The organism is Pseudomonas khavaziana (assembly GCF_019145205.1).
In the GTDB taxonomy this organism is placed as follows: Bacteria; Pseudomonadota; Gammaproteobacteria; order Pseudomonadales; family Pseudomonadaceae; genus Aquipseudomonas; species Aquipseudomonas khavaziana.
The window spans coordinates 606198-632440 of the sequence record NZ_JAHSTT010000001.1 but is presented as its reverse complement, the minus strand read 5'-3'; the positions used below and the strand labels follow the sequence as shown (position 1 = coordinate 632440).

The window sequence follows — 26243 nt, the reverse complement described above, 5'->3', positions numbered from 1 at the left end:
GGCAAGCCCTATATACCTGTAGGAGCGAGCTTGCTCGCGAAAAACGTCAACGATAACGCGTGTCTTCTGAATAAACGCGGCGCCTATGGGTTTTTCGCGAGCAAGCTCGCTCCTACAAGGCATTACACAACTCCCGCTTGCGTCGTTTCGCCGCGCTCACTAACGTAGCGCCTTTACTGACGCTACCCCCCGCAGGAGCTTTGCCATGGCCTCGCCAGCCCTCTTACACTTTATTCCCCGGTTCGGCGTTGCCGCGGCAGTGGCCAGTGCCTTGGGCCTGGCCGGTTGCCAGCTCCAGAGCACCCAGGACACCCTTCCCCCCGTTGCAGGCGTACAGCCGATCAAAGGCCTGGCACAAAATGTGTCGGTGCGCCGCAATGCCCAGGGCATGCCGCTGATCGAAAGCAACACCTTCCATGACGCACTGTTCAGCCTCGGATATGTGCACGCCAGCGATCGCATCACCCAGATGGTCACGCTGCGCCTGCTGGCCCAGGGTCGCCTGGCGGAAATGTCCGGGCCGCAAGTGTTGGATGTCGACCGTTTCATGCGTGCGGTCAACCTCAAGAAAAGCGCGGGCGAGTTGTACAACTCCTCGTCGCCGCGCCTCAAACGTTTCTTTGAGGTGTATGCCCGGGGCGTCAATGCCTACCTGTTCCGCTATCGCGACAAACTGCCGGCGGACCTGGCCCAGAGCGGCTACAAACCGGAGTACTGGAAGCCGGAAGATTCGGCGCTGCTGTTCTGCCTGCTGAATTTCAGTCAGTCGGGCAACTTGCAGGAAGAAATTTCGTCCCTGGTGCTGGCGCAAAAAGTCGGCATCGACAAACTCGCCTGGCTCACTCCGAGTGCGCCGGACGAAGCGATCCCGCAGGCCGAAGCCGACAAGCTCAAGGGCGTGAACCTGGGTCAGATCACCGGCCTCGCCGGCCTGGACACGGTCAGCCAGCAATTGAACAGCCTCAACGCGCTGGCGGTCACCACGTCCAGCAACTGGGCCATCGGGCCGCAACGCAGCCGCAGCGGCAAGAGCCTGTTGGCCAATGCTATCGCCGCCCAGCCGCAAGCGCCGTCACCGTGGAGCTACGTGCAGATTCGTGCACCGAAATACCAGGCCGTCGGGGCTTCAATCGCCGGCCTACCGACCCTGCTGTCCGGCTTCAACGGCAAGGTTGCGTGGAGCATGAGCGCGGTCAAGGGCGACACCCAGGACCTGTTCCTGGAAAAGGTCAAGCGCCAGGGCAGCGCGTTGTACTACGAGAACAACGGCAAATGGCTACCGGCCGGCGTACGTAACGAAACTTTCTTCATCAAGGGTCAGCGCTCGATTCGCGAGGTGGTGTACGAAACCCGCCACGGCGTACTGCTCAACAGCAGCCAGGCGCTTACCAGCGGGCTTGGCCTGGCTTTGCAAACCGCCGACTTCAAGGACGACAAGAGCCTGGACGCGTTCTTCGACCTGTCCCGTGCGCAGAACGCCGGCAAGGCATCGGATGCCACCCGTGAGATCCGTGCCATCGCGTTGAACATGATCTTCGCCGACGCCAGCAACATCGGCTGGCAGGTCACCGGCCGCTTTCCCAACCGCCGCGAAGGCGAAGGCCTGTTGCCATCGCCTGGCTGGGATACGCGCTTTGACTGGGACGGCTACGCCGACGCGATGCTGCACCCCTACGACCAGGACCCGGCCCAAGGCTGGATCGGCACCGCCAACCAGCGCACTGCGCCGCGTGGCTACGGCATGCAGTTGTCCAACTCCTGGGACGCACCGGAACGTAGCGAGCGCCTGGCGCAACTGGCCAATGCCGGCAAGCATGACAGCCGCAGCCTGATCGCCATGCAGTACGACCAGACCACTACCTTCGCCGCCAAGCTCAAGGGCATGTTCCAGGCGCCAGGCATGGCCCAGCCGCTCAAGCAGGCCATCGACGCCCTCCCCGCGGCGGATCTCGCCAAGGCTCGCGAAGCACTGGACCGCCTGCTGGCCTTCGATGGCCGTCTTGTGCCTGCTTCGGCTGACGCGGCAATCTACGAGCTGTTCCTGCAGGAAAGTGCCAAACAGATCTTCCTCGACAAACTCGGCCCGCAGAACAGCCCCAGCTGGAACGCCTTCGTCAGCAACGCCAGCCTGTCCTACTCGGCCATCGCCGATCATTTGCTGGGGCGTGAAGACAGCCCGTTCTGGGACGACACGCGCACACCGCAAAAAGAGGACAAACCCGCGATCCTGGCCCGCACCCTCGCCGCCGCCATCAGCAACGGCGATAGCCAAATGGGCGCCGATCACAAGGCCTGGCAATGGGGCAAGCTACACAGCACCCGCTGGAAAAACACTCACGGCCAGGTTATCCGCGGCCCCTTTGCCAGCGGTGGCGACCACAACACCCTGAACCCGGCACCGTACAGCTGGGGCCAGGATTTCGACACCACCCAGGTGCCGGCGCTGCGCATGATCATCGACTTCGGCCTGGCGGAACCAATGCTGGGCCAGGGTGGCATCGGCCAATCAGGCAACCCGGCGAGCCCGAACTATGCCAACGGCATCGACCCATCGCTCAAGGCGCAATACCTGAGTTTCCCGATGCAGCCGCAGAACTTTGACAAGGTGTATGGCAAGACCAGATTGACCCTGACGCCTGGCAAGTAACCCGGTTTTCCCAGCAGAAACCGAATCCAAATGTGGGAGGGGCTTGCTCCCGATAGCGGTGTCACAGTCAACACATTCATTGACTTAACTACTGCTATCGAGAGCAAGCCCCCTCCCACATTTGGCCCCATGTATATCAGATAGAACTTCTCGCACCGCCCTCGCCTCCTAACTGATAAGCCCATTGCCCACGGCAACCCCATGGACCTTGTCATCGCCCGCCCCGAAGGCCTCTATTGCCCTGCAGGTGATTTCTATATCGACCCCTGGCGTCCGGTGGAGCGCGCCGTGATCACCCATGCCCATGGCGACCACGCGCGCACCGGCAACCAGCATTACCTGGCTGCCGCCCCAGGCGAAGGCATCCTGCGCTGGCGCCTGGGCCAGGACATCAACCTGCAAACCCTGGCCTACGGCGAACGCTTGGAGCATCACGGCGTGACCTTGAGCTTTCATCCGGCCGGGCACGTGCTCGGTTCGGCCCAGGTGCGCCTGGAATACCAGGGCGAAGTGTGGGTAGCGTCCGGGGACTACAAGGTTGAACCCGATGGCACCTGTGCGCCGTTTGAACCGGTGCGTTGCCATACCTTTATCACCGAATCCACGTTCGGCCTGCCGATCTACCGCTGGCAGCCCCAGGCGCAGATTTTCGCGGGGATCAACGACTGGTGGCGGGCCAATATCGCCAACGGCAAGGCGAGCGTGTTGTTCTGCTACTCCTTCGGCAAGGCCCAGCGCATTCTCCATGGCCTCGACGCCAGCATCGGCCCGATCCTCAGCCACGGCGCAGTCGAGCCCTTGAACCGGGTCTATCGTGAAGCCGGCATCTACATTCCCGAGACGCTGTATGCCGGCGATTTCAAGAAGACCGACCCGCTGTTGCGCCAAGCACTGATCATCGCCCCGCCCTCCGCCGGCGGCAGCACCTGGATGCGCCGCTTCGGCGACTACAGCGACGCCTTCGCCAGTGGCTGGATGCGTCTGCGTGGTACCCGTCGGCGGCGTGGCGTGGACCGTGGCTTTGTGCTGTCGGACCACGCCGATTGGCCCGGACTGTTATGGGCCATCGAACAAACCGGTGCCGAACGGGTGATGGTTACCCACGGCTCAGTCGGCGTGCTGGTACGTCATCTGCGGGAAAAGGGCTTGGACGCCCAGGGTTTCACCACCGAGTACGGTGACGACGAAGAAGAGGCTACGGCATGAAAGCCTTCGCCGAGTTGTACGCCAACCTCGACGCCACCACCTCCAGCAATGCCAAGCTCGCGGCGCTGCAAACCTACTTCCTGCAAGCGCCGCCAGCAGATGCTGCATGGGCGGTGTACTTCCTCTCCGGTGGACGGCCGCGGCAACTGGTGCCCACGCGCCTGCTACGGGACATGGCCACCGAAGCGGCCGGCATCGAACCCTGGCTGTTCGAGGAGAGCTACCAGTCAGTGGGTGACTTGGCCGAGACGATTTCCCTGCTCCTACCCGAATCCACCTACAGCTCCGAGGACGGCCTGGCGGTGTGGCTGGAAGACAAATTGCTGCCACTGCGTGGGCTTTCGCCCATGGACCTGGCCGAACGACTGCCGGCACTCTGGGCGCAGTTGGACCAGCCGAGCCTGATGGTGTGCATCAAGCTGATCACCGGCAGCTTCCGCGTCGGGGTGTCCAAGCTGCTGGTCACCCGCGCCCTTGCCACCATGGCCGACCTCGATAGCAAGCGCGTGGCCCAGCGGTTGGTGGGCTACACCGACTTGTCGAATCGCCCGACGGCTGCGGGCTATCTCAAGCTGATCGCTGCCGAATCATCCGACGAGCATGCGCAACGAGGTGGGCAGCCGTATCCGTTTTTTCTTGCCCATGGGTTGGCGCAACCGGTGGAGCAATTCGACACGCTGCTCGGGTCACCCGCCGATTGGCAGGTGGAATGGAAGTTTGATGGCATTCGCGCGCAACTGGTCAAGCGCGAAGGGCGCCTGTGGATCTGGTCCCGGGGCGAAGAGTTGGTGACTGAGCGCTTCCCCGAGCTGCACAGCCTGGTGAGTGGCCTGCCCGACGGCACGGTGATCGATGGCGAAATCGTGGTGTGGAAAGACTCGGTGCAACCCTTTGCGTTGCTGCAACAGAGGATTGGCCGCAAGACCCTGAGCAAAAAAGTCCTGGAGGACGCGCCGGTCGCGGTTCTGGCCTACGACCTGCTGGAGTTTCAGGGCGATGACTGGCGCAACCACATCCAGGCTGAGCGTCGCACACAGCTGGAACGCGTGATCGCTCAGTGTAACCAACCCGTGTTGCTGCCCTCACCACTGCTCGAGGGGCCGACCTGGGCAGCGTTGGCCGAGCAGCGCGAAGCCTCGCGCAGCCTTGGTGTCGAGGGCATGATGCTCAAGGATCGCCAAGGCCTCTATGGCGTGGGCCGCACCAAGGACATGGGCCTGTGGTGGAAGTGGAAAGTCGACCCCTTCAGCGTCGACGCCGTGTTGATCTACGCCCAGCGTGGCCATGGCCGGCGCGCCAGCCTGTACAGCGACTACACCTTCGCGGTGTGGGATGGCCCGCCAGGCAGCGAGCGCACCCTGGTGCCGTTCGCCAAGGCGTACTCCGGGTTGACCGACGAAGAAATGCGCAAGGTGGACGCCATCGTGCGCAAAACCACGGTGGAAAAATTCGGCCCGGTCAGCAGTGTGACGCCAAGCATGGTATTTGAGCTGGGCTTTGAGGGTATCGCCCTGTCCAAGCGACACAAGAGCGGGATCGCGGTGCGGTTTCCGCGGATGTTGCGCTGGCGGCAGGATAAGACGGTGGATGAAGCTGACAACCTTGCCACACTGCAAGACCTACTGACTTGACGCAAATCCCTGTGGGAGGGGGCTTGCTCCCGATAGCAGGCTGTCAGCCAAGCATGTATTGACTGACACACTGCTATCGGGAGCAAGCCCCACATTGGAATCTCCACACGACCTGAAACAGTGCACCCATTTTTTGATGCCCATTTTCGGGCATCTCCTACGCTCAGCCTTGCCTTATCCCACCTTTTAAAACGCCCATCCGGAACTATGGTGCAGAAATTGCTACTTGTGATCCGTCTGACACCGCTCAGTAACAGTCCTAAACGCGCCAAAAGCGCTTATCTTGGTTTCCAGGGATTACCTAATGAAAAAAGCATTGCTGACCCTTTCTGCACTGGCTTTGTGCATGGCTGCTGGTGTTGCCAGCGCCAAGGAATACAAGGAATTGCGTTTTGGTGTAGACCCCTCCTACGCACCGTTCGAATCCAAAGCCGCCGACGGCAGCCTGGTGGGCTTCGATATCGACCTGGGCAATGCGATCTGCGCGGAGCTGAAGGTCAAGTGCAAGTGGGTCGAAAGTGACTTTGACGGCATGATTCCCGGCCTGAAAGCCAACAAGTTCGACGGTGTGATTTCTTCCATGACCGTGACCCCGGTGCGCGAGAAGGCGATCGACTTCTCCAGCGAACTGTTCTCCGGTCCGACTTCGCTGGTGTTCAAGAAAGGCGCAGGGTATTCGACGCCTGAGTCCCTCAAGGGCAAGTCCGTAGGCTACGAGCAAGGCACCATCCAGGAAGCCTATGCCAAGGCCGTGCTGGATAAAGCCGGTGTGACCACCAAGGCGTACGCCAATCAGGACCAGGTCTACGCTGACCTCACCTCCGGACGCCTTGATGCTTCCGTGCAGGACATGCTGCAAGCCGAGCTGGGCTTTCTCAAGTCGCCAGCCGGTGCCGGCTACGAAGTCAGCGCTGCCATCGACGATCCGTTGCTGCCGTCGAAAACTGCCATCGGTATCAAAAAAGGTAACACTGAGCTGAAGGCCCTTTTGGATAAAGGTATCAAAGCGTTACACGATGATGGCACCTACGCCACCATCCAGAAAAAACACTTTGGCGATCTGAACCTGTACAGCGGCAAATAATGCCTGGGGCGCCCTGCCTCTCCGGGGCGCTTTCTTATCGCCATAGGTCCTGATTTATGTTCGAAGATCTGTTGCAAACCCTCGGGCTGGGCGCGTTCAGCTTGAAGGGTTTCGGCCCGCTGTTGCTGCAAGGCACTTGGATGACCATCAAGCTGTCGGTGCTGTCCCTGGCCGTCAGCGTCTTGCTGGGCCTGCTCGGCGCCAGCGCCAAACTGTCCAGCCTGCCCTTCCTGCGCATTCCCGCCCAGCTCTACACCACGTTGATTCGCGGGGTGCCCGACCTGGTGCTGATGCTGTTGATTTTCTACAGCCTGCAGACCTGGCTCAGCGGCTTCACCGACTTCATGGAATGGGAATACATCGAGATTGACCCCTTCAGCGCCGGGGTGATTACCCTCGGCTTTATCTACGGCGCCTATTTCACCGAGACGTTTCGCGGCGCGATCCTCGCGGTGCCCCGTGGTCAACTGGAAGCCGCCACCGCCTACGGGCTCAAGCGCGGCCAGCGGTTTCGCTACGTGACCTTTCCACAAATGATGCGCTTTGCCCTGCCGGGCATCGGCAATAACTGGATGGTGATGCTCAAGGCCACCGCGCTGGTGTCGATCATTGGCCTGGCGGACTTGGTCAAGGCGGCCCAGGACGCGGGCAAGAGCACCTATCAACTGTTCTACTTTCTGGTACTCGCCGCGCTGATCTACCTGTTGATCACCAGCGCCTCCAATATTGTCTTGCGCCGTCTTGAACGTCGCTACTCTGCAGGCGCCCGGGAGGCAGTGCGATGATCGAACTATTGCAGGAATACTGGCGCCCCTTCCTTTACAGCGATGGCCAGCACATCACCGGACTGGCCATGACGATGTGGCTGCTCAGCGCCGCCCTCGTCATCGGTTTCCTGGTGTCGATCCCGCTGTCCATCGCCCGCGTCTCGCGCAAGCGCCTGGTGCGTTGGCCGGTGCAGTTCTACACCTACCTGTTTCGCGGCACGCCGCTCTATATCCAGTTGTTGATCTGCTACACCGGCATCTACAGCATTGCGGCAGTGCGCGCTCAGCCGGTGCTGGATGCGTTCTTTCGCGATGCAATGAATTGCACCATTCTGGCCTTCGCCCTCAACACCTGCGCCTACACCACGGAGATTTTCGCCGGGGCGATCCGCAGCATGGCCCACGGCGAAGTCGAGGCGGCCAAGGCCTACGGCCTCAGCGGCTGGAAGCTGTACGCCTATGTGATCATGCCGTCGGCCCTGCGGCGTTCGTTACCCTACTACAGCAACGAAGTGATCCTGATGCTGCACTCGACCACGGTGGCGTTTACCGCAACCATCCCGGACATCCTCAAGGTGGCACGGGACGCCAACTCCGCCACCTTCATGACCTTTCAATCGTTCGGCATCGCCGCGCTGATCTACCTCGCGGTGACCTTTGCCCTGGTCGGCCTGTTCCGCCTGGCGGAGCGCCGCTGGCTGGCCTTCCTCGGGCCGAGCCATTAAGGAGCCTGCATGCGACATCAGCGACATGATCTGCTTGCGCCGCTGCCAGGCACGGCGCGACAGATTCACAGCTTCCACTTCGGCCCGGAACAGGCCGAAGGCAAGATTTACATCCAGTCATCGCTGCACGCCGACGAATTGCCGGGAATGCTGGTGGCCTGGCATCTCAAGGCGCGCCTGGCCCAGCTGGAGGCGGCCGGCCGTTTGCGCAGCGAAATCGTGCTGGTGCCCGTCGCTAACCCGGTGGGCCTCGAACAAGTGTTGATGGACGTCCCCTTGGGCCGCTACGAACTGGAAAGCGGGCAGAACTTCAATCGTTGGTTTGTCGACCTCAGTGACGACGTCGGTAACCAGGTCGAAGGCCTGCTGGGCGATGATCCCCAGCACAACACCGGTTTGATCCGTACCGCACTGGCCGCCGCTCTGGCCGCGCAAAGCGCCTCGACCCAACTGCACTCCCAACGCCTGGTGCTGCAACGCCTTGCCTGTGATGCCGACATGGTGCTGGACCTGCATTGCGACTTCGAAGCCGTGGCGCACCTGTACACCACCCCCGAAGCCTGGCCGCGGGTGGAACCGCTTGCACGCTACCTCGGCTCGGAGGCCAACCTGCTGGCCACCGATTCCGGCGGGCAGTCTTTCGATGAGTGCTTCACCCTGCTGTGGTGGCAGTTGCAGCAACGTTTTGGCGAGCGCTTCCCGATCCCCATGGGCAGCTTTTCGGTAACCGTCGAATTGCGCGGCCAAGGCGATGTAAACCATGGCCTGGCCGCCCTGGACTGCCAGGCCATCCTCGATTACCTGACCCACTTCGGCGCCATCAGCGGCGACCTGGCGCCACTGCCCGCTCTGGCCTACCCGGCGACGCCGCTGGCGGCCGTGGAGCCAGTGGCAACCCCGGTGGGCGGCCTGCTGGTGTTCAGCGCCCTGCCCGGTGAATACCTGGAGGCTGGGCAACTGATTGCCGAAATCATCGACCCTATTACTGACCGCGTAACGCCCGTGCACTGTCAGCACGCGGGCCTGCTTTACGCCCGCTCACTACGCCGCATGGCCACTGCCGGCATGGTGATCAGCCATGTCGCCGGCACGCAGGCCTATCGCAGCGGCTACCTACTTTCGCCTTGAGGATGCACGCCCCATGTACAAACTGACCGTTGAAGGCCTGCATAAAAGCTATGGCGACAATGAAGTGCTCAAAGGTGTATCGCTCAAGGCCAAGACCGGTGATGTGATCAGCCTGATCGGCGCCAGCGGCTCGGGCAAGAGCACCTTCCTGCGCTGCATCAACTTCCTGGAAACTCCCAACGATGGTGCCATGACCCTGGACGGCCAGACGATCCACATGGTCAGCGACCGCCACGGCATGCGCGTGGCCGACGATGCCGAGCTGCAACGTCTGCGCACACGATTGGCGATGGTGTTCCAGCACTTCAACCTGTGGAGCCATATGAGTGTGCTGGAAAACATCACCATGGCCCCGCGCCGCGTGCTGGGGTGCAGCAAGCAAGAAGCCGAAGACCGCGCCCGTCGCTACCTGGACAAGGTCGGGCTGCCGGCACGGGTAGCTGATCAGTACCCGGCGTTCCTGTCCGGCGGCCAGCAACAGCGGGTAGCCATTGCCCGTGCCCTGGCCATGGAGCCGGAGGTGATGCTGTTCGATGAACCCACCTCGGCCCTCGACCCGGAACTGGTAGGTGAAGTGTTGAAGGTAATTCAGGGCCTGGCCGAGGAAGGCCGCACCATGATCATGGTGACCCACGAAATGAGCTTTGCGCGCAAGGTCTCAAGCCAGGTGCTGTTCTTGCACAAGGGGCTGGTGGAAGAGCAAGGCACGCCAGAGGATGTGCTGGGCAATCCGAAAAGCGAGCGCCTGCAGCAGTTTCTAAGTGGCAATTTGAAGTAGGAGCAAGCTTGCTGTGGCGAGGGAGCTTGCTCCCGCTGGGGCGCGAAGCGGCCCCGCTCTTTGTTCAAAAAAAACTTGGACTGCTGCGCAGTCCAGCGGGAGCAAGCTCCCTCGCCACAGTGCAGCGCTCCTGCTTAACTGACTGGCATTAGGCAGTTGAACGTCGGCGGTGCCTGAGAGGTCTTTGAACTAAGCCCGCCAGAGCGTCAGTTGCCGAATGGCAAAAACCCACGATTTCGCCAAACAATGGTTTGCCGCCAAAGGCTGGAAACCGTTCGCCTTTCAGAAAAACGTATGGGCAGCGGTCAAGGCTGGCCAGTCGGGGTTGCTGCATGCCAGCACCGGCGCAGGTAAAACCTATGCCTTGTGGTTTGCCGCCCTTAACCGTTTCGCCATCACCCGCCCGACCGCCACGAGCAAGCGTAAACCGCCCGCAGAACCGCTGACGGTGCTGTGGATCACGCCGATGCGTGCCTTGGCCGCCGACTCCGCACGCGCCCTGCAAGCACCGCTGGAGGCCCTGCAGATTCCCTGGACCGTGGGCCTGCGTACCGGCGACACCAGCAGCAGTGAACGCGCGCGCCAGACCCGCCGCCAACCCACGGCACTGGTCACCACCCCGGAAAGCCTGACGCTGATGCTGGCGCGGGCCGACAGTGAAACGAGCCTGGCGCACCTGCGCATGGTGATCGTGGACGAATGGCACGAGTTGATCGGCAATAAGCGCGGCGTGCAGTTGCAGCTGGCCCTGGCACGCTTGCGGCGCTGGCATCCTGAGCTGATGGTGTGGGGCATCTCGGCGACCTTGGGTAACCAGGCCCACGCGTTGGAAGTGCTGGTGCCACAGGGTGGCGGAGTCAATCTACAGGGGCAAACAGCCAAGGAATTGAGGGTCGACACCTTGTTGCCGCCCGTCACCGAGCGTTTTCCCTGGGCCGGGCATATTGGCTTGAAGATGTTGCCGCAAGTGGTCGCCGAGGTGGAGGCCAGCAGCAGTTGCCTGGTGTTTACCAATACCCGGGCACAATCGGAGATCTGGTATCAGGCGATACTCGACGCCCGCCCGGACTGGGCTGGATTGATTGCCCTGCACCACGGCTCGTTATCGCGGGAAACCCGGGACTGGGTGGAGCGCGCCTTGAAAGACGGCCAGCTCAAGACGGTGGTGTGCACCTCAAGCCTGGACTTGGGCGTGGACTTCCTGCCGGTAGAACGGGTGCTGCAGATCGGTTCCGCCAAGGGCGTGGCGCGGCTGATGCAGCGCGCCGGGCGCTCCGGCCATGCGCCCGGGCGGCCATCACGGGTGACACTGGTGCCGACACACAGCCTGGAGCTGGTGGAAGCCGCGGCGGCCCAGGAGGCGATAGCCCAACGGCGCATCGAAGCGCGGGAATCGCCGCACAAACCGCTGGATGTGCTTGTACAACACCTGGTCAGCATGGCCCTGGGCGGCGGATTTACCCCGGATGCATTGCTGGCGGAAGTGCGCGGCGCCTGGGCCTATCGCGACCTCACCGACGCGGATTGGGCCTGGGCTCTGGGGTTCGTGCGCCACGGCGGCCTGTCACTCACCGCGTACCCGGATTACCGCCGTGTAGAACCCGACGAGCACGGCATCTGGCGTGTCCCGGACGCACGCCTGGCGCGTCGCCATCGCATGAGCGTGGGGACCATCGTCAGCGATGCCAGTATCCAGCTGAAATTCTGGAGCAAAGGCGGCGGCGGCAAGCACCTGGGCAGTGTCGAGGAGGGTTTTATTGCCCGGCTCAAGCCAGGAGATGGCTTCCTGTTCGCCGGGCGCTTGCTGGAGTTGGTACGGGTCGAAAACATGACCGCCTATGTGCGCCGCAGCAACGCCAAAAAAGCCGCCGTGCCCCGCTGGAATGGCGGGCGCATGCCGCTTTCAAACGAGCTGGCCCAGGCGGTGATCGAGCGTTTTGATGCTGCGGCGCAGGGGCACTTCGAGGGCCCGGAGATGCAGGCGGTACAACCGTTATTGCAAACCCAGCTGCGTTGGTCCGGCCTGCCGACACGCGCGAATCTGCTGGCTGAAAGTCTGCAATCACGCGAAGGCTGGCATCTGTTTCTGTACCCGTTCGCCGGACGCCAGGTGCATCTGGGCCTGGCGAGTTTGCTGGCGTGGCGGGTCAGCCAACAGCAACCGCTGACCTTTTCGATTGCCGTGAATGATTATGGCCTGGAGCTATTGAGTGCTACAGAGGTGCACTGGCCGCAGTTGTTGAATACGGCATTGTTGAGCCCCCGGCATTTACTGGGCGATGTGGCCGCCAGCCTCAACGCTGGCGAGTTGGCCCTGCGCCGCTTTCGTGAGATTGCGCGCATTGCCGGGCTGGTGTTTGCAGGGCATCCCGGCGCGCCGAAGAGTACGCGACAGGTACAGGCCTCCAGCGGTTTGTTCTTTGAAGTGTTCAAACAATATGACCCGCAGAACCTGCTGCTGGCCCAGGCAGGTGAAGAAGTGCTACGCGATGAGTTGGATATTCGTCGGCTGGAACAGACCTTAAGCCATTTATCGGCATTGAAGCTCGACTTGCACCAGATCCAACGGCCTACGCCCCTGGCCTTCCCGCTGCTGGTGGAACGCATGCGCGAGAGCATGAGTTCGGAAAAACTCTCGGAACGCATTGCGCGGATGGTCAAGGATCTGGAAAAAGTCGCGGACAAGGGAAAAGGTTGATGCATTGTGCTCTGACAGTGGAAGGCGAAGATCTGTGGTTATTGGCCGATAAGGCGGTGTACTGGCCCGCCCGCCAATGCCTGCTGGTTGCCGATGCGCATTTTGGCAAGGCATCGGCCTACCGCAGCCTCGGGCAACCTGTGCCCCAGGGCACCACCACGGCCAATCTGCAACGCCTGGACAAGCTGATAGCGGCCCTGCCTTGCACGCAGTTGATCTTTCTAGGCGACTTCCTACACGGGCCTGGCTCACACGCCAGCGGCACCCTCAGCGCGATCCGGGCCTGGCGTGCACGCAATCCGACACTGGTCATGACCCTGATTCGCGGCAATCACGATAAACGTGCGGGCGATCCCCCTGGGGACTTGAGGATCGAGGTGGTCCCTGAGCCGCTGCTGATGGGCCCTTTCGCCTTGCAACATGAACCGGACAGCCACCCCACCCATCACGTGCTGGCGGGGCATGTGCACCCCGTGTATCACCTGCGCGGCAAAGGGCGCCAGCATCTGCGCCTACCGTGCTTCCAGATCGGCCAACGGGTCAGCCTGCTGCCAGCGTTTGGCGCATTTACGGGCGGGTATGCCGTGGAGCAGGACGATGACCGCCGAATCTTTGTGATCGGCGATCACGCGGTCTGGCCGATTCAGTGAAGTGCTGACCGGCCATCCAGGTATCAGGCGACAGGTGCCGGTGGCGGCTCGTCTGGCAGGGTCGGCTCACCGGGTTCGGTAGGCTGTGGATAATCGGGTTCGGGCTGGCCCGGAATGCCACCGGCATGGGCGGGATTGGCCATCAGGGACCAGGCCAGAACGCCAATCTGGTTGGGTTCAAGCCGGGCAAGTTCTGCGCTGATTCGCGGGTCGATCTTCATAAGGTACTCCTCAAGCGTGGCCCGGCGCGTTTTGCACGCGCCGAGGCAGTACACCTAGATAGAGTCACTTTGCGCAGACTAATTCCCTTTACCAGTACGAGCTTTCGATCAAGCGCGTGGAAGCGTAACGCCACGCTGGCCCTGGTACTTGCCGGCGCGGTCTTTGTAGGACACTTCGCAAGCTTCGTCGGACTGCAGGAACAGCATCTGCGCCACGCCCTCATTGGCGTAGATTTTCGCCGGCAAGGTCGTGGTGTTGGAGAATTCCAGGGTCACGTGGCCTTCCCACTCCGGCTCAAGCGGAGTCACGTTGACGATAATGCCGCAGCGGGCGTAGGTACTTTTACCCAGGCAGATGGTCAACACGTCACGGGGAATACGGAAGAACTCCACGGTACGCGCCAGGGCGAAGGAGTTTGGCGGGATGATGCACACGTCGCTCTTGACGTCGACAAAGCTCTTCTCATCGAAGTTCTTCGGGTCGACGATTGCCGAATTGATGTTGGTGAACACCTTGAATTCATCGGCGCACCGCACGTCGTAGCCATAGCTGGAAACCCCGTACGAAATCACCCGCTCGTCGCCTTCGCCACGAATCTGGCGCTCGACGAACGGCTCGATCATGCCGTGTTCCTGCGCCATGCGGCGAATCCACTTGTCCGATTTGATGCTCATGGCGGTGTCCTGAATAGCGAGGTAGAAAAAACTGTGGGCCATCTTACCGGGGCCGGCGTTGGGGTTCAAAGGCCGCTGGGGTTTTCTTAATGAATAGGCTGCTGTCTATAGGCCGCAGCCAGCGGGGCCGGGACCCGGATTGCCGTCAGGGTTGACTGTAAATACCACCGCCAGTCACGAAAATAGAGAAACCTTCGGAAATACCATTGGCACGTTCCGGAAAAAGGGTTAAGGTGGCGCCACTGTGCTGCTTGTGTCACTGAGAATCTCTACACGATATGTTGAATTTCGATCCAACCATCTCCAAGAATTTTTCCTGCTCTTTGCACTCAGTCTCGGCCAGGGCTTTTCCTGAGTCGCAGTTAACTTTGTCCAAGGAGATACACCATGTCTAATCGCCAAACTGGTACCGTTAAGTGGTTCAACGATGAAAAAGGCTTCGGCTTCATCACTCCACAATCCGGTGACGACCTGTTCGTTCACTTCAAAGCTATCCAATCCGACGGCTTCAAAAGCCTGAAAGAAGGCCAACAGGTTTCTTTCATCGCTACCCGCGGTCAGAAAGGCATGCAAGCTGAAGAAGTTCAAGTTATCTAACTTGTACTGACTTAGTCGAAAAAACCCCGCCCTTAAAAGCGGGGTTTTTTTATGCCTGGGATTTGGCGTTAGTACCCATCCACTGCCAGGCACAAAAAATGTGGGAGGGGGCTTGCTCCCGATAGCGCTATGTCAGTCGATATATCTAGCGACTGTGGCACTGCTATCGGGAGCAAGCCCCCTCCCACATTCAAGCATTCAAGCGGCGTCGCTTACTGGAACAACGACTCACTCGACAAACCATTTTTCTCCAGGATCTCACGCAAGCGCTTGAGGCCCTCTACCTGGATCTGCCGCACCCGCTCACGGGTGAGGCCAATCTCCAGGCCCACATCTTCCAGGGTGCTGCTCTCATGGCCGCGCAGACCGAAGCGGCGAATCACCACCTCACGCTGCTTGTCGGTAAGCTCCGACAGCCACTGGTCAATACTTTGGGAAAGATCATCGTCCTGCAACAGCTCACAAGGATCCGTCGGACGATCATCTGTCAGTGTATCCAGCAGGGTTTTATCCGAGTCCGGCCCCAGCGAGACATCAACCGAAGAAACGCGCTCATTGAGGCCCAACATGCGCTTGACCTCCCCTACCGGTTTTTCCAGCAGGTTGGCGATCTCTTCAGGCGAAGGTTCATGATCGAGTTTTTGCGTCAGCTCACGCGCCGCCCGCAGGTAGACGTTGAGCTCCTTGACCACGTGGATCGGCAACCGGATCGTACGGGTCTGATTCATGATCGCCCGTTCGATGGTCTGGCGAATCCACCAGGTGGCATAGGTTGAAAAGCGGAAGCCCCGCTCAGGGTCGAACTTCTCCACCGCCCGGATCAAGCCCAGGTTGCCCTCCTCGATCAGGTCCAGCAACGACAGCCCGCGATTGACGTAGCGTCGGGCGATTTTCACCACCAGACGCAGGTTGCTTTCAATCATGCGTTTACGCCCAGCCGGATCGCCCTTTTGCGACAGACGCGCAAAATGGACTTCTTCTTCAGGGGTCAGCAGAGGGGAAAAACCGATTTCATTGAGGTACAGCTGGGTGGCGTCGAGCGCCCGCGTGTAATCAATGTATTTGTGTTGCTTCAACGCGGTGGAGTTCTTGGATTTGGTGCGAACTGAAGGTGGTGTCGCTCCTTCATTATCTGACATCGAATCCATATCGATACTGGCCTCCATAAGGAGAACCTCATCGTCGATGTCAAACTCCGGCGCTTCTTTACTGAGAGCCATTGTTATAGTCCTTTGGTGAGTTCGACCTCAAGCTCAAGCGACGCCTTTATCCTTGGCAACGCTGGAGCCTGTTCCTTCTACGCTAGGAACAGGCTGTGCAACATATCAACGACGGGGTAGGAATTGCAGCGGATCTACAGGTTTCCCTTGGCGGCGAATCTCAAAGTGCAGTTTCACCCGGTCTGTACCCGTTGAACCCATCTCCGCAATTGTCTGTCCGACCTTGACCTGCTGCCCCTCCCGAACCAACAGCCTGCGGTTATGACCGTAGGCACTGACGTAGGTATCGCTGTGTTTGATGATGACCAGCTCGCCGTAGCCCCGTAAACCACTCCCGGCGTACACCACTGTCCCATCAGACGCAGCTAAAACAGGCTGTCCCAAATCCCCGGCGATATCAATGCCTTTATTCAAACTACCGTTTGAAGAGAATTTTCCAATCAACACTCCGTTTGAAGGCCACCCCCACCCCGTCGGCGCAGGCCCGGCAGGTGGCAATGGCGCGGGTGGCGACTTGCTCGCAACCGTAGGCGCAGCGCTGCCTGCCGGCCGGGTGATGACGGTGGTTTTGCTCGAAGACGATGGCGAAGAACCGGATTTTGTCACAACTGCCGTAGGCGCCGAACCGCTGCGGCCATCGAAACGGATGGTTTGCCCAGGATGTATGGTGTAGGGCACAGGAATGTTGTTACGGGCGGCCAGCGCCTTGTAGTCCCAGCCGTAGCGGAAGGCAATCGAGAACAGAGTGTCGCCTTTGCGCACCACGTATTGGCCGGTGGTCACCGTCGGTCTTTGCGGCGCGGCCTTGGTGCGGTCAACGACACGCGCACCGCCGGATGGCGTGCTCGAGCAGGCTGCCAATAAGGAACTCAAGACAAGGCCAAGCACCAGTCGCTGAAAGCTTGTTTTACTCATTCGCTGCGCAGGACCTGTGAGACTCACCCGCCGCTCCCTTTGTGGTGGCTGAACATTAACGCCTGTATCAGGCTTGAAATATGACGCAAGTATAACTGGGCATTGGTCTTTTACTGGCACATGACTGAAACGAAAATTTCATCATGTTTAATACCGATCGCCAGGCATGTTGATTCAATAGACCCCGCCGTAAGACACATACCCGCCAACAGAATTCACTGTTTGCAAATAAATGATCAGGCCAGCGGACCATTGAGCAACGGCACGAAGCGCACGGCACCCAGCACATGCCGGGAAAAGCCTTCATCTTCACGGATGATAAGCATCAACTGTTGCACTTCGCCGGAGCCCACTGGAATGACCAGCCGCCCGCCAGGTGCCAATTGATCCAACAAGGCTTGCGGCACATCGGTGGCCACTGCAGTGACGATGATACCGTTGTAGGGCGCCAACGCGGGCCAGCCTTCCCAACCGTCGCCCCACCGGAACACCACATTGCGCAGGTTAAGCTCGACCAGACGCTCCTTGGCCCGGTCCTGCAGCACCTTGATGCGCTCCACCGAGAACACCCGCTCCACCAATTGCGACAGCACGGCCGTCTGGTAGCCGGAACCGGTTCCGATCTCCAGCACCTTGTCCAGCGGTCCCGCCGCCAGCAGCAACTCGCTCATGCGCGCAACCATGTAGGGCTGGGAAATGGTCTGGTTGTGGCCAATGGGCAACGCCGTGTCTTCATAGGCGCGGTGCGCCAAAGCCTCATCGACAAACAGATGCCGCGGCGTACGCCGGATGACTTCCAGCACCTGGGCGTTGGACAGGCCTTCTTCATAGAGACGCTGGATCAATCGTTCCCTAGTGCGCTGGGACGTCATGCCGATGCCACGGCGCAGCAGGTCGTCTTGTTCACGAGCCATCAACGCAGCCCCTCCAGCCAGCCATCGAGACCACTGAAGGCATCACTGAAGGTGCGATCAAACTGCAACGGAGTAATGGAGACATAACCTTGCATCACCGCATGAAAGTCCGTGCCCTCGCCACCATCCTCGGCATCACCGGCCGCTGCGATCCAATAGCCTTCCTTGCCACGCGGATCGACCACCTTCAAGGGCGCCTTCGCACGGGCACGATGGCCCAGGCGCGTCAGCTGGATACCGCGGATATGGTCGAGGGGCAGGTTGGGGATATTGACGTTGAGTACAGTACGCGGCGGCAGGTCCAGGGAACCATGGGCCTGCACCAGCTTGCGCGCGAAATAGGCCGCCGTCGGCAGGTTATCCAACTGCCGCGAGGCAAAGGAAAAAGCGAACGCGGTGCGCCCGAGAAAGCGCCCCTCGAGGGCCGCCGCCACGGTTCCGGAATACAGCACATCATCGCCCAGGTTGGCGCCCAGGTTGATACCCGAGACCACGAGGTCCGGCTGATGCTCCAGCAGACTGTTGATCGCCAGGTGCACGCAGTCGGTGGGAGTACCGTTCACGCTGATAAAGCCATTGGCCAGGACCTGCGGGTGCAGTGGACGATCGAGCGTCAACGAACTGCTGGCGCCGCTTTTGTCCTGGTCGGGGGCAACCACCACACACTCGGCATAATCTTGCAGCGCAGCATAGAGCGCGGCAAGACCGGGTGCGGTAGCACCGTCATCGTTTGATATCAGAATACGCATGGGCTGTCCGTCTGCCCCACCGGCACCAGATCAACAAGCTCGCGCACCAAGACAGTGGCGAAGCATCCGGCCGGCAGGACGAATTCCAATTGCAGAATGTCAGGCACGGGATAATGCCACGTCAACCCGCCAATGGGCAGTCGTAGAATGCGACGTTCCTGGCTCATGCCCGCATTCACCAGCCAATCACGTAGGTCGGCTTCGCTGCCGGCGACAGATTGTTCCAATTCATGTGTAGGACCTGTCGCTGGCGAGTCACCCTCACCCCATAGTGGGCCGGTTGGATGCAGGTCCAGGATCGCCAGGCGCGGATCGCTGCATTCAGCCTCCCCTGCCGGGAAAAAGCTGCGGCTGTCGGTAAAGGCCAGCAAGTCACCCACCTGGGCGCGCTGCCAGGAGCCGTCGGCGACACGCGCTGCCAGCAGTTTGTTGAACAAGTAGCTACGGGCAGTGGACAGCAGCCGCGAGCGTACATTACGTTGCTCCGGCAAGGCCTTGCGCGCGGCCCATTCGCGTGCGTCCACCACATTACCGCCGTTGTGGCCGAAACGCTGGGCACCGAAATAATTGGGAATACCGTGCTGGGCAATCAGCTGCAAACGCGCGTCGATGGCGGCGGTGTCGCCGGCCAGCTGGGTCAGGCGCAAGGTAAAGCCATTGGCCGAATGCGCGCCACGCTGCAACTTGCGTTTATGACGGGCGGTTTTGAGGATCTTGAGGGTGTCGTTTTGCGCGCCGCTCAGGTCCGGGTCGGCCTTGCCGGGCAGCTGCACGCTGAACCACTGGCGGGTCAGGGCCTGGCGGTCCTTGAGCCCGGCATAGCTGACGGTGCGCAACGGCACGCCGGCAGCCTTGGCGATACGCCGTGCAGCCTCCTCGGTATTCAAGCCGCGCTTTTCTACCCAAAGCCACAGGTGTTCGCCCTCGCCTGTCAGCGGGATGTCCAGCACCTCATCCACCTGGAAGTCTTCAGCCGTCGCCTTCAGCACCGCGCTGCCCAGCGCCTCGCCATAGGCCCGAGGACCCAGCAGTTGCAAGTCGTTCATGCGCGCAGCAACAAGGCGACAGAGTGCACCGCGATGCCCTCTTCACGACCGGTAAACCCGAGTTTTTCGGTGGTGGTAGCTTTCACGTTGACTTGATCCAATTCAATTTGCAGGTCTGCGGCAATCAGTGCGCGCATTGCCTCGATGTGCGGGGCCATTTTCGGCGCCTGGGCCACGATGGTGTTATCGACATTGCCGACCTTCCAGCCCTTGGCGTGGATCAAGCCAACCACATGGCGCAGCAATACTCGGCTGTCCGCGCCCTTGAAGGTGGGGTCGGTGTCCGGAAAGTGCTTGCCGATATCGCCCAACGCCGCCGCGCCGAGCAAGGCATCACTCAAGGCATGCAGGACAACGTCGCCGTCGGAATGGGCCAGTAACCCATGGTGATGTGCAATGCGCACGCCGCCCAAGGTGATGAAATCGCCCTCAGCGAAACGGTGCACATCATAGCCGTGGCCAATACGCATAAAAAAACGCCCCGATTTAATTCAGGGCGTGATTCTACCTACTTTTGCCTGATATTAACCGAGCAAAGCACGAGCATGATGTCGCAAATGGTCTTCGATGAAGCTGGCGATAAAGAAGTAGCTGTGGTCATAGCCGGGTTGCAGGCGCAATTCCAACGGATGGTTGGCTGTCTTGGCCGCTTGCACCAGGGCCTGCGGCTTGAGCTGAACCTCGAGGAAGTCGTCACGATCGCCCTGGTCTACCAGCAGCGCCAGCTTTTGCGAGGCCTCGCTGATCAGCACACAGGCGTCCCATTCACGCCACTTGGAACGCTCTTCACCGAGGTAACGGGAGAAGGCTTTCTGGCCCCAAGGGCAGTCCATCGGATTGGTGATCGGCGAAAACGCCGATACCGATTGGTAACGCCCGGGGTTGCGCAGCGCGCACACCAGCGCACCGTGCCCGCCCATGGAATGTCCGCTGATGCCACGTTTATCCGACGCTGGGAAATGCGTCTCCACCAGTGCCGGCAATTCCTGCACCACGTAGTCATGCATCCGATAATGCTTGGCCCAGGGTTCCTGGGTGGCATTCAGATAAAATCCGGCACCGAGGCCGAAGTCCCAGGCGTTGTCCGGATCGTCCGGCACACCCGGGCCACGAGGGCTGGTGTCCGGCGCGACGATGATCAGGCCCAGCTCGGCAGCCATGCGCTGGGCGCCGGCCTTCTGCATGAAATTTTCATCGGTGCAGGTCAAGCCGGACAGCCAGTACAACACCGGCAGCTTGCCACCCTGCTCCGCTTGCGGCGGCAGATAGACGGCGAAGGTCATGTCGCAACCGAGTACATCGGAATGATGCTTGTAGCGTTTATGCCAGCCACCGAAGCTCTTCTGGCATGACAGGTTTTCCAGACTCATGGCGACCTCAGAAGTGGATGACGGTACGAATGCTCTTGCCTTCATGCATCAGGTCAAACGCTTTGTTGATGTCTTCCAGGCCCATGGTGTGGGTGATAAAGGTGTCCAGCGGAATTTCTCCGGTCTGGGCCATTTCCACGTAGCTTGGCAATTCCGTACGCCCACGCACGCCACCGAACGCCGAACCGCGCCAGACGCGCCCGGTGACCAGTTGGAACGGACGTGTGGCGATCTCCTGGCCAGCACCGGCCACACCGATGATCACCGATTCGCCCCAGCCCTTGTGGCAGCACTCGAGGGCGGCCCGCATCAGTTGCACATTACCGATGCACTCGAAGGAAAAGTCCACGCCGCCGTCAGTCAGGTCGACAATCACGTCCTGGATCGGGCGGTCGTAGTCCTTCGGGTTGATGCAATCGGTAGCGCCCAGTTGCTTGGCGATTTCGAACTTGGCCGGGTTGATATCGATGGCGATGATGCGCCCGGCCTTGGCCTTGACCGCACCAATCACCGCCGACAGGCCGATACCGCCGAGGCCGAAGATAGCTACGGTATCGCCAGGCTTGACCTTGGCGGTGTTGAGCACCGCGCCGATGCCGGTGGTGACGCCGCAACCGAGCAGGCAGACTTTTTCCAATGGTGCTTCTTTAGGAATCTTGGCCACGGAGATTTCCGGCAGCACGGTGTACTCGGAGAAGGTCGAGGTGCCCATGTAGTGGAAAATCGGTTGGCCCTTGTAGGAGAAACGCGTGGTGCCATCCGGCATCAGGCCTTTACCTTGGGTAGAACGAATGGCCTGGCACAGGTTGGTCTTGCCCGACAGGCAGAATTTGCACTTGCCGCATTCCGGGGTGTACAGCGGGATCACATGATCGCCGACTGCGACGGAGGTCACGCCGTCGCCGATGGCTTCCACCACTGCACCGCCTTCATGGCCGAGGATCGACGGGAAAATGCCTTCCGGGTCTGCGCCCGACAACGTATAGGCATCGGTATGGCACACGCCGGACGCTACCACCCGCAACAGCACTTCGCCGGCCTTGGGCATGGCGACATCCACTTCAACAATCTCAAGGGGCTTCTTGGCTTCGAAGGCTACGGCGGCACGGGACTTGATCATCCGGGTTTCTCCATCGGGTTAAAAACTGAGAGAGGGAGTGTAAAACATCACCCGATGATTAATAATCCAGGCAAAAGCAAAACATTATTGCTGTACAGGGACAATGACCATGCTGGAGAACCGCTGGGAAGGCATCGATGAGTTCGTTGCGGTGGCCGAATGCAGCCAGTTCACGGCAGCAGCGGAGCGGTTGGGGGTATCGTCCTCCCACATCAGCCGGCAGGTGGCGCGCCTGGAAGAACGCCTGCAAACCCGTTTGCTGTACCGCAGTACGCGCAGGGTGACGTTGACCGAAGCCGGCCAGACCTTCCTGCAGCACTGCCAACGCCTGCAGGACGGTCGCGAAGAAGCTTTGCGCGCAGTCGGCGACCTCACCAGCGAACCCAAGGGCATGTTGCGCATGACCTGTGCCGTGGCGTACGGCGAACGCTTTATCGTGCCCTTGGTCACGCGGTTCATGGCGCTCTATCCGCAGTTGCGCGTGGATATCGAGTTGACCAATCGCCCGCTGGATCTGGTCCATGAAGGAATCGACCTGGCCATCCGCCTGGGACGCCTGCAAGACTCGCGCATGGTTGCCAGCCGTCTGGCGCCGCGGCGCATGTACCTGTGTGCCTCGCCTTCCTACCTCGAACGCTATGGTCGGCCACATAGTCTGTCGGAACTGAGTCGACATAATTGCCTGATTGGCAGTTCGGATATCTGGCAACTGGCCCAGGACGGGCGGGAATTTTCCCAGCGTGTGCAGGGCAATTGGCGCTGTAACAGTGGCCAGGCGGTATTGGATGCTGCCCTATTGGGCGTGGGTTTGTGCCAGTTGCCGGACTATTACGTGCTGGGGCATCTGCACAGTGGTGCGCTGGTGTCGTTGCTGGAGGCCCATCAGCCGCCGAATACGGCCGTGTGGGCGATGTACCCGCAGCAACGGCATTTGTCGCCAAAGGTCAGGAAGCTGGTGGACTTCCTCAAGGAAGGCCTGGGTGACAACCCGGTCTATCGAGCATAAACAATTACCGCCCGTGCATTGCCTGGCTACCGGTAAATAGCCGCTTCCACTGCAGAACCAGGCAAGCCCATGACGTCCAACGCCGAACAACTCCAGCATATCAATCATTTTGTCCGTAAGGTCCTGGCCGACTTTCCAGTGCCCAGCGCCATTGCCGCCCAATTGCTTTGCGAGCATCTGCAACCGTTCAGCCAGGAGCCATTGGACCCGGACACCACGTTCCTGACCACCCTTGAATACAACATCGACAACCCCAACGCGGCCTACAACGCTCAGATCGTCCAATCCATGAGCCTGACCGATGCCATGATCTGCAATGCGCCCCACGCCCCCGGCGGCATGATCAACACCACGGGCTTTTCCACCACCGCGCCATACTTCAATATCGTTGATGAACTACCGCGCCTGATGGATAACCGCATTCCGCAGATGTTCAACGAAGAGTTCATTACGTCCGGCTGGATCCCGCCCAGGCGCTATGAAGCGCTTTACCGGCAAAGTGAACCTCAGGTCTACGACCCGACCACGCAATTAGAGATCGCGCCGGTTGTTCTTAGAAAGGTCATTGAATCAAGTAACTTCGAACAAACCTATGATCAGGCCATCACCCTGTTCTGGGGCGAACATCGAGACAATTACACCACCCTGATGCGCATCGCCTTCACCAAGGCTTAGCTTCATCAGTACGAAGAGTTCACGCTCACCCAGGCAGAACGGCAACTCGCCGCCCGGGCGGCAGGTATCGGCATCGACAAGGACGCCAGCAACCTGACCCTCGAAGACTTCCAGGCGCCCTATTCACCCGATGCAAACCTGTCCGTGCGCGTGCTGCGTATTCATCAATCCGAAGCCACCGACATCCTCACGATTACCGACAACCAGAGCCAGATCACCCTGCTGTACATACCGGGAAATTCATCGCCCATCCATGGTTTCAACACCCCGACGGACATGCGCAATGCGCTGGTGAAACTCGCCAGGGACCCGACCCAGCGCAAAGCCCTGAACAACCACTTTGAACCCGACTCGATTGACTCCGGCCTGCTTTACAGTGGTGTGGAGGAAGCATTGATCGGCATGGCGATGTACCCGGAATCTTCCAGCCCTCCCGGCTTTTTCAACAGCTTGTTGCACAACGGTTACTGGGACCCCGAGCAATACATCAATAATCCAATGTATCCGGCGCTCAGAAGCAATCCATTTGCCTATATCGCACGGCAGATCCGCGCTCGCATTGCAAAGCTGGCGGCAAAAACCATTGTCTCGCCCTTGGACACACTCAAGGCCGACACCCTTGACGCGTTGGAAAAGGCTTGCCTGCTGGCGATCCCGGTGGCGCTGACCATGGGTACGGCGCTGCTGGCGGAGTTTTGCTTCGTGACATCGGGCTTGACTGGAATGGCTATCGGTGCCGATGACGTTATTAAAGACAAACCCCACGCCGTTGAGCGCATTGTGTTCGGTGCCTTGAACGCCTTCCCGGTGGTTATCCGTGGCATCAGCAAAGGAGTGAGCAGTCTTGAGGCGTTGCGCCCTGTGCTTGGCCCGGCCATGCGTACAGAGGAGGGTCAGATCAGTGCCAGGGTCATCACTGAGCCCCCCGCATCGATCCAAACCGAGACACGACCCTTGGTCGCTGCAACAGCCCCCAGCGGTTTGCAGACCGTCAAGATTCAGGGGGAGACCTTCCTGACCTACAAAACCCCAAATGCCTGGGGCTTTTTTGAACTCTTCGTGAACAACCCAGAAGCCCCGGAGACACTCCAATCCACAGGTCTCTACGCTATCCAGAGCACCGACCGGCAATGGCGGCGTGCCGGCCTGGCCGGGGGTGGGGCATTTCGCAATGCCTGGCAACGGGTTTACAAGCTGTTCGGCGGCCCTGAACAGTCAAGTCTGTTCAGCACCTACCAGATGCCAGCGCCAGTGCGCGAGACTCTCGTGCAGATGCTCACCGACACCAGTTCATTTTCGGAAGACTTCGAACCCTTCGGCATGGATGCGCAATCGATCAGCAACGTCCGCAAGCTGTTCTTTGAAAAGAGGAGCCAACTGAACCAGGATTCCGCGATCTTCTTTAACCGCTTGCCCTATTCGCCCCTGCAGCCGGTACTCCCCCGCTTGAGCTTGAACGAATCACAGCCAAGCATTATCGAGAAATTGCTACGTGCCAGTGATGGCCTCGTGGTCGGCGAAAGCCACAGCGCCGAATCGAGCAAAGCCTTTCTGATCGACAACATGCAGCTACTCGCCAGCCAGGGTGTCAAACGCATTTACTTCGAACATCTGCTGACAGATGTGCATATTCCAATGTTGAAGGCATTCTACCGGTCCAAGAGCGCCCCCATGGCCGAGGCGCTGACAAACTTTCTGAACGGGATCTACCCACTGCCCCGAAACCACTATTACTCATTCAGAAATGTCGTGACCAAAGCCCGCGACGCCGGGATCAAGATCCAACCGATCGACTGTACCGTGAGCTACGTACTTCGCGATATGCGCGACAACGCAGGAACCCTGCGCCAGCGAATGATGAACTATTACGCCACCGAGGTGATCCAGTGGATCCAGACCTCCAAGCGCCAACCAGGTAAATGGGTCGCGCTGGTGGGCGATACCCATACCAATACCTTCAAGGACATCCCCGGGGTGGCCGAACTCACCGGCAGCATCGGTTTGCGGATAGAAGATAGAGTGGGCGCCCACCCCTTGGGCATCGAAGTCGATCCGGGGCGCACTGCCAGCCTGGGCCTCAACAAAGGAGAAGCTACGGTCAAAGCCAACCTGGTCTTGCGCGTCGATCCTGCCGTCTTGCAGCGTTCAATGGAACCACAGCCCGGCCCTTCCCATAGTCGAGTGGTGAAGTCGGCCCAGACACTGCTGACACGGCCAGGCCAATTCATGCTCACCGAGACCACCCACATTGACTATAGGTCCCGACGTGGGGACCTGCGCAGTTTCAGGATCAACAGCCAGGACGGTCGGTACTCCATCAACGTGGCCGGCTGGCCTATTGATGAGAAGCCATTCGACAGCATTCAGGCATTGGTGAGCGAGCTGAAAACCCTGCCCGGGTTGAAGCAAGTCAACGGCTGA

23 protein-coding genes and 1 pseudogene are annotated in these 26243 nt (G+C 60.1%); 14 read left to right on the top strand and 10 right to left on the bottom strand.

The features are described 5' to 3' along the window. The first annotated feature begins 205 nt into the window (after positions 1-205). From KVH01_RS02815 to pdeM, 10 genes are all read left to right on the top strand, one after another. Complete coding sequence (locus KVH01_RS02815; RefSeq protein WP_217880379.1) at positions 206-2647, top strand: penicillin acylase family protein; 2442 nt, start codon at positions 206-208, stop codon at positions 2645-2647. A 201-nt stretch (positions 2648-2848) separates the two neighbouring features. After that, positions 2849-3853, top strand: coding sequence for a ligase-associated DNA damage response exonuclease (locus tag KVH01_RS02810; RefSeq protein WP_043049647.1), 1005 nt, complete (start codon positions 2849-2851; stop codon positions 3851-3853). Further along, positions 3850-5484, top strand: coding sequence for an ATP-dependent DNA ligase (locus KVH01_RS02805; RefSeq protein ID WP_217880378.1), 1635 nt, complete (start codon positions 3850-3852; stop codon positions 5482-5484). The genes KVH01_RS02810 and KVH01_RS02805 overlap by 4 nt, the downstream gene beginning before the upstream one ends. A gap of 304 nt (positions 5485-5788) precedes the next feature. Next, positions 5789-6568, top strand: coding sequence for a transporter substrate-binding domain-containing protein (locus tag KVH01_RS02800; RefSeq protein ID WP_043049645.1), 780 nt, complete (start codon positions 5789-5791; stop codon positions 6566-6568). 56 nt (positions 6569-6624) lie between these two features. After that, positions 6625-7353: an ABC transporter permease gene (locus tag KVH01_RS02795; RefSeq protein ID WP_217880377.1), complete on the top strand. Its 729-nt coding sequence runs from the start codon at positions 6625-6627 to the stop codon at positions 7351-7353. Continuing rightward, a complete protein-coding gene (locus KVH01_RS02790) occupies positions 7350-8060 on the top strand; it encodes an ABC transporter permease (protein ID WP_043049643.1) in 711 nt (236 codons plus the stop codon). Before KVH01_RS02795 ends, KVH01_RS02790 begins: the two co-directional genes overlap by 4 nt. Before the next feature lie 9 nt (positions 8061-8069). Further along, entirely contained in the window at positions 8070-9188 is a 1119-nt protein-coding gene (locus KVH01_RS02785) for a succinylglutamate desuccinylase/aspartoacylase family protein (protein ID WP_217880376.1), read from the top strand. Positions 9189-9201: 13 nt separating this feature from the next. Next, positions 9202-9966, top strand: a complete 765-nt coding sequence (locus KVH01_RS02780) for an ABC transporter ATP-binding protein (protein ID WP_217880375.1) — start codon at positions 9202-9204, stop codon at positions 9964-9966. 217 nt (positions 9967-10183) lie between these two features. Further along, positions 10184-12664, top strand: a complete 2481-nt coding sequence (locus KVH01_RS02775) for a ligase-associated DNA damage response DEXH box helicase (protein ID WP_217880374.1) — start codon at positions 10184-10186, stop codon at positions 12662-12664. Continuing rightward, the gene (gene pdeM / locus KVH01_RS02770) at positions 12664-13314 is read left to right on the top strand and encodes a ligase-associated DNA damage response endonuclease PdeM (protein ID WP_217880373.1); all 651 of its coding nucleotides are present in this window, start codon (positions 12664-12666) and stop codon (positions 13312-13314) included. Before KVH01_RS02775 ends, pdeM begins: the two co-directional genes overlap by 1 nt. A gap of 23 nt (positions 13315-13337) precedes the next feature. Here the strand turns inward: pdeM and KVH01_RS02765 are convergent, their stop codons facing one another. Together KVH01_RS02765 and dcd are read right to left on the bottom strand one after the other, a co-directional pair. Further along, positions 13338-13535 carry a hypothetical protein gene (locus KVH01_RS02765; protein ID WP_005785769.1) on the bottom strand — a complete coding sequence of 66 codons (198 nt, stop codon included), beginning with the start codon at positions 13533-13535 and terminating at the stop codon, positions 13338-13340. 108 nt (positions 13536-13643) lie between these two features. Further along, positions 13644-14210 (bottom strand): dCTP deaminase, encoded by a 567-nt coding sequence (gene dcd / locus KVH01_RS02760; RefSeq protein ID WP_003189215.1) that lies wholly within the window; start codon positions 14208-14210, stop codon positions 13644-13646. 387 nt (positions 14211-14597) lie between these two features. Between dcd and KVH01_RS02755 the strand changes: the two genes are divergently transcribed. Further along, positions 14598-14807: a cold-shock protein gene (locus tag KVH01_RS02755; RefSeq protein ID WP_002554837.1), complete on the top strand. Its 210-nt coding sequence runs from the start codon at positions 14598-14600 to the stop codon at positions 14805-14807. A gap of 212 nt (positions 14808-15019) precedes the next feature. On the opposite strand, the gene rpoS is transcribed toward KVH01_RS02755, so the two are convergent. The 8 genes from rpoS to KVH01_RS02715 form a co-directional block, all read right to left on the bottom strand. Next, positions 15020-16027 (bottom strand): RNA polymerase sigma factor RpoS, encoded by a 1008-nt coding sequence (rpoS, locus tag KVH01_RS02750; RefSeq protein WP_043049638.1) that lies wholly within the window; start codon positions 16025-16027, stop codon positions 15020-15022. 105 nt (positions 16028-16132) lie between these two features. Continuing rightward, positions 16133-16969 carry a peptidoglycan DD-metalloendopeptidase family protein gene (locus tag KVH01_RS02745; RefSeq protein WP_043049637.1) on the bottom strand — a complete coding sequence of 279 codons (837 nt, stop codon included), beginning with the start codon at positions 16967-16969 and terminating at the stop codon, positions 16133-16135. Between the two features lie 209 nt (positions 16970-17178). After that, positions 17179-17814 carry a protein-L-isoaspartate(D-aspartate) O-methyltransferase gene (locus KVH01_RS02740; RefSeq protein WP_169850588.1) on the bottom strand — a complete coding sequence of 212 codons (636 nt, stop codon included), beginning with the start codon at positions 17812-17814 and terminating at the stop codon, positions 17179-17181. 41 nt (positions 17815-17855) lie between these two features. Further along, on the bottom strand, positions 17856-18605 hold the full coding sequence (surE, locus tag KVH01_RS02735; protein ID WP_043049636.1) for a 5'/3'-nucleotidase SurE: 750 nt from the start codon (positions 18603-18605) through the stop codon (positions 17856-17858). After that, positions 18593-19651 carry a tRNA pseudouridine(13) synthase TruD gene (truD, locus tag KVH01_RS02730; protein WP_217880372.1) on the bottom strand — a complete coding sequence of 353 codons (1059 nt, stop codon included), beginning with the start codon at positions 19649-19651 and terminating at the stop codon, positions 18593-18595. The genes surE and truD overlap by 13 nt, the downstream gene beginning before the upstream one ends. Then, on the bottom strand, positions 19648-20121 hold the full coding sequence (gene ispF / locus KVH01_RS02725) for a 2-C-methyl-D-erythritol 2,4-cyclodiphosphate synthase (RefSeq protein ID WP_032877363.1): 474 nt from the start codon (positions 20119-20121) through the stop codon (positions 19648-19650). Before ispF ends, truD begins: the two co-directional genes overlap by 4 nt. Positions 20122-20175: 54 nt before the next feature. Further along, on the bottom strand, positions 20176-21021 hold the full coding sequence (gene fghA / locus KVH01_RS02720) for an S-formylglutathione hydrolase (protein WP_217880371.1): 846 nt from the start codon (positions 21019-21021) through the stop codon (positions 20176-20178). A 7-nt stretch (positions 21022-21028) separates the two neighbouring features. Continuing rightward, positions 21029-22141: an S-(hydroxymethyl)glutathione dehydrogenase/class III alcohol dehydrogenase gene (locus KVH01_RS02715; RefSeq protein ID WP_217880370.1), complete on the bottom strand. Its 1113-nt coding sequence runs from the start codon at positions 22139-22141 to the stop codon at positions 21029-21031. Between the two features lie 109 nt (positions 22142-22250). Between KVH01_RS02715 and KVH01_RS02710 the strand changes: the two genes are divergently transcribed. The 3 genes and pseudogenes from KVH01_RS02710 to KVH01_RS02705 all read left to right on the top strand — a co-directional run. Beyond that, complete coding sequence (locus KVH01_RS02710; protein ID WP_217880369.1) at positions 22251-23147, top strand: LysR substrate-binding domain-containing protein; 897 nt, start codon at positions 22251-22253, stop codon at positions 23145-23147. A 69-nt stretch (positions 23148-23216) separates the two neighbouring features. Further along, on the top strand, positions 23217-23822 hold the full coding sequence (locus KVH01_RS29680; protein WP_225924002.1) for a hypothetical protein: 606 nt from the start codon (positions 23217-23219) through the stop codon (positions 23820-23822). Between the two features lie 15 nt (positions 23823-23837). Beyond that, positions 23838-26243 (top strand): annotated as a pseudogene (locus KVH01_RS02705) (dermonecrotic toxin domain-containing protein); the annotation flags it as partial.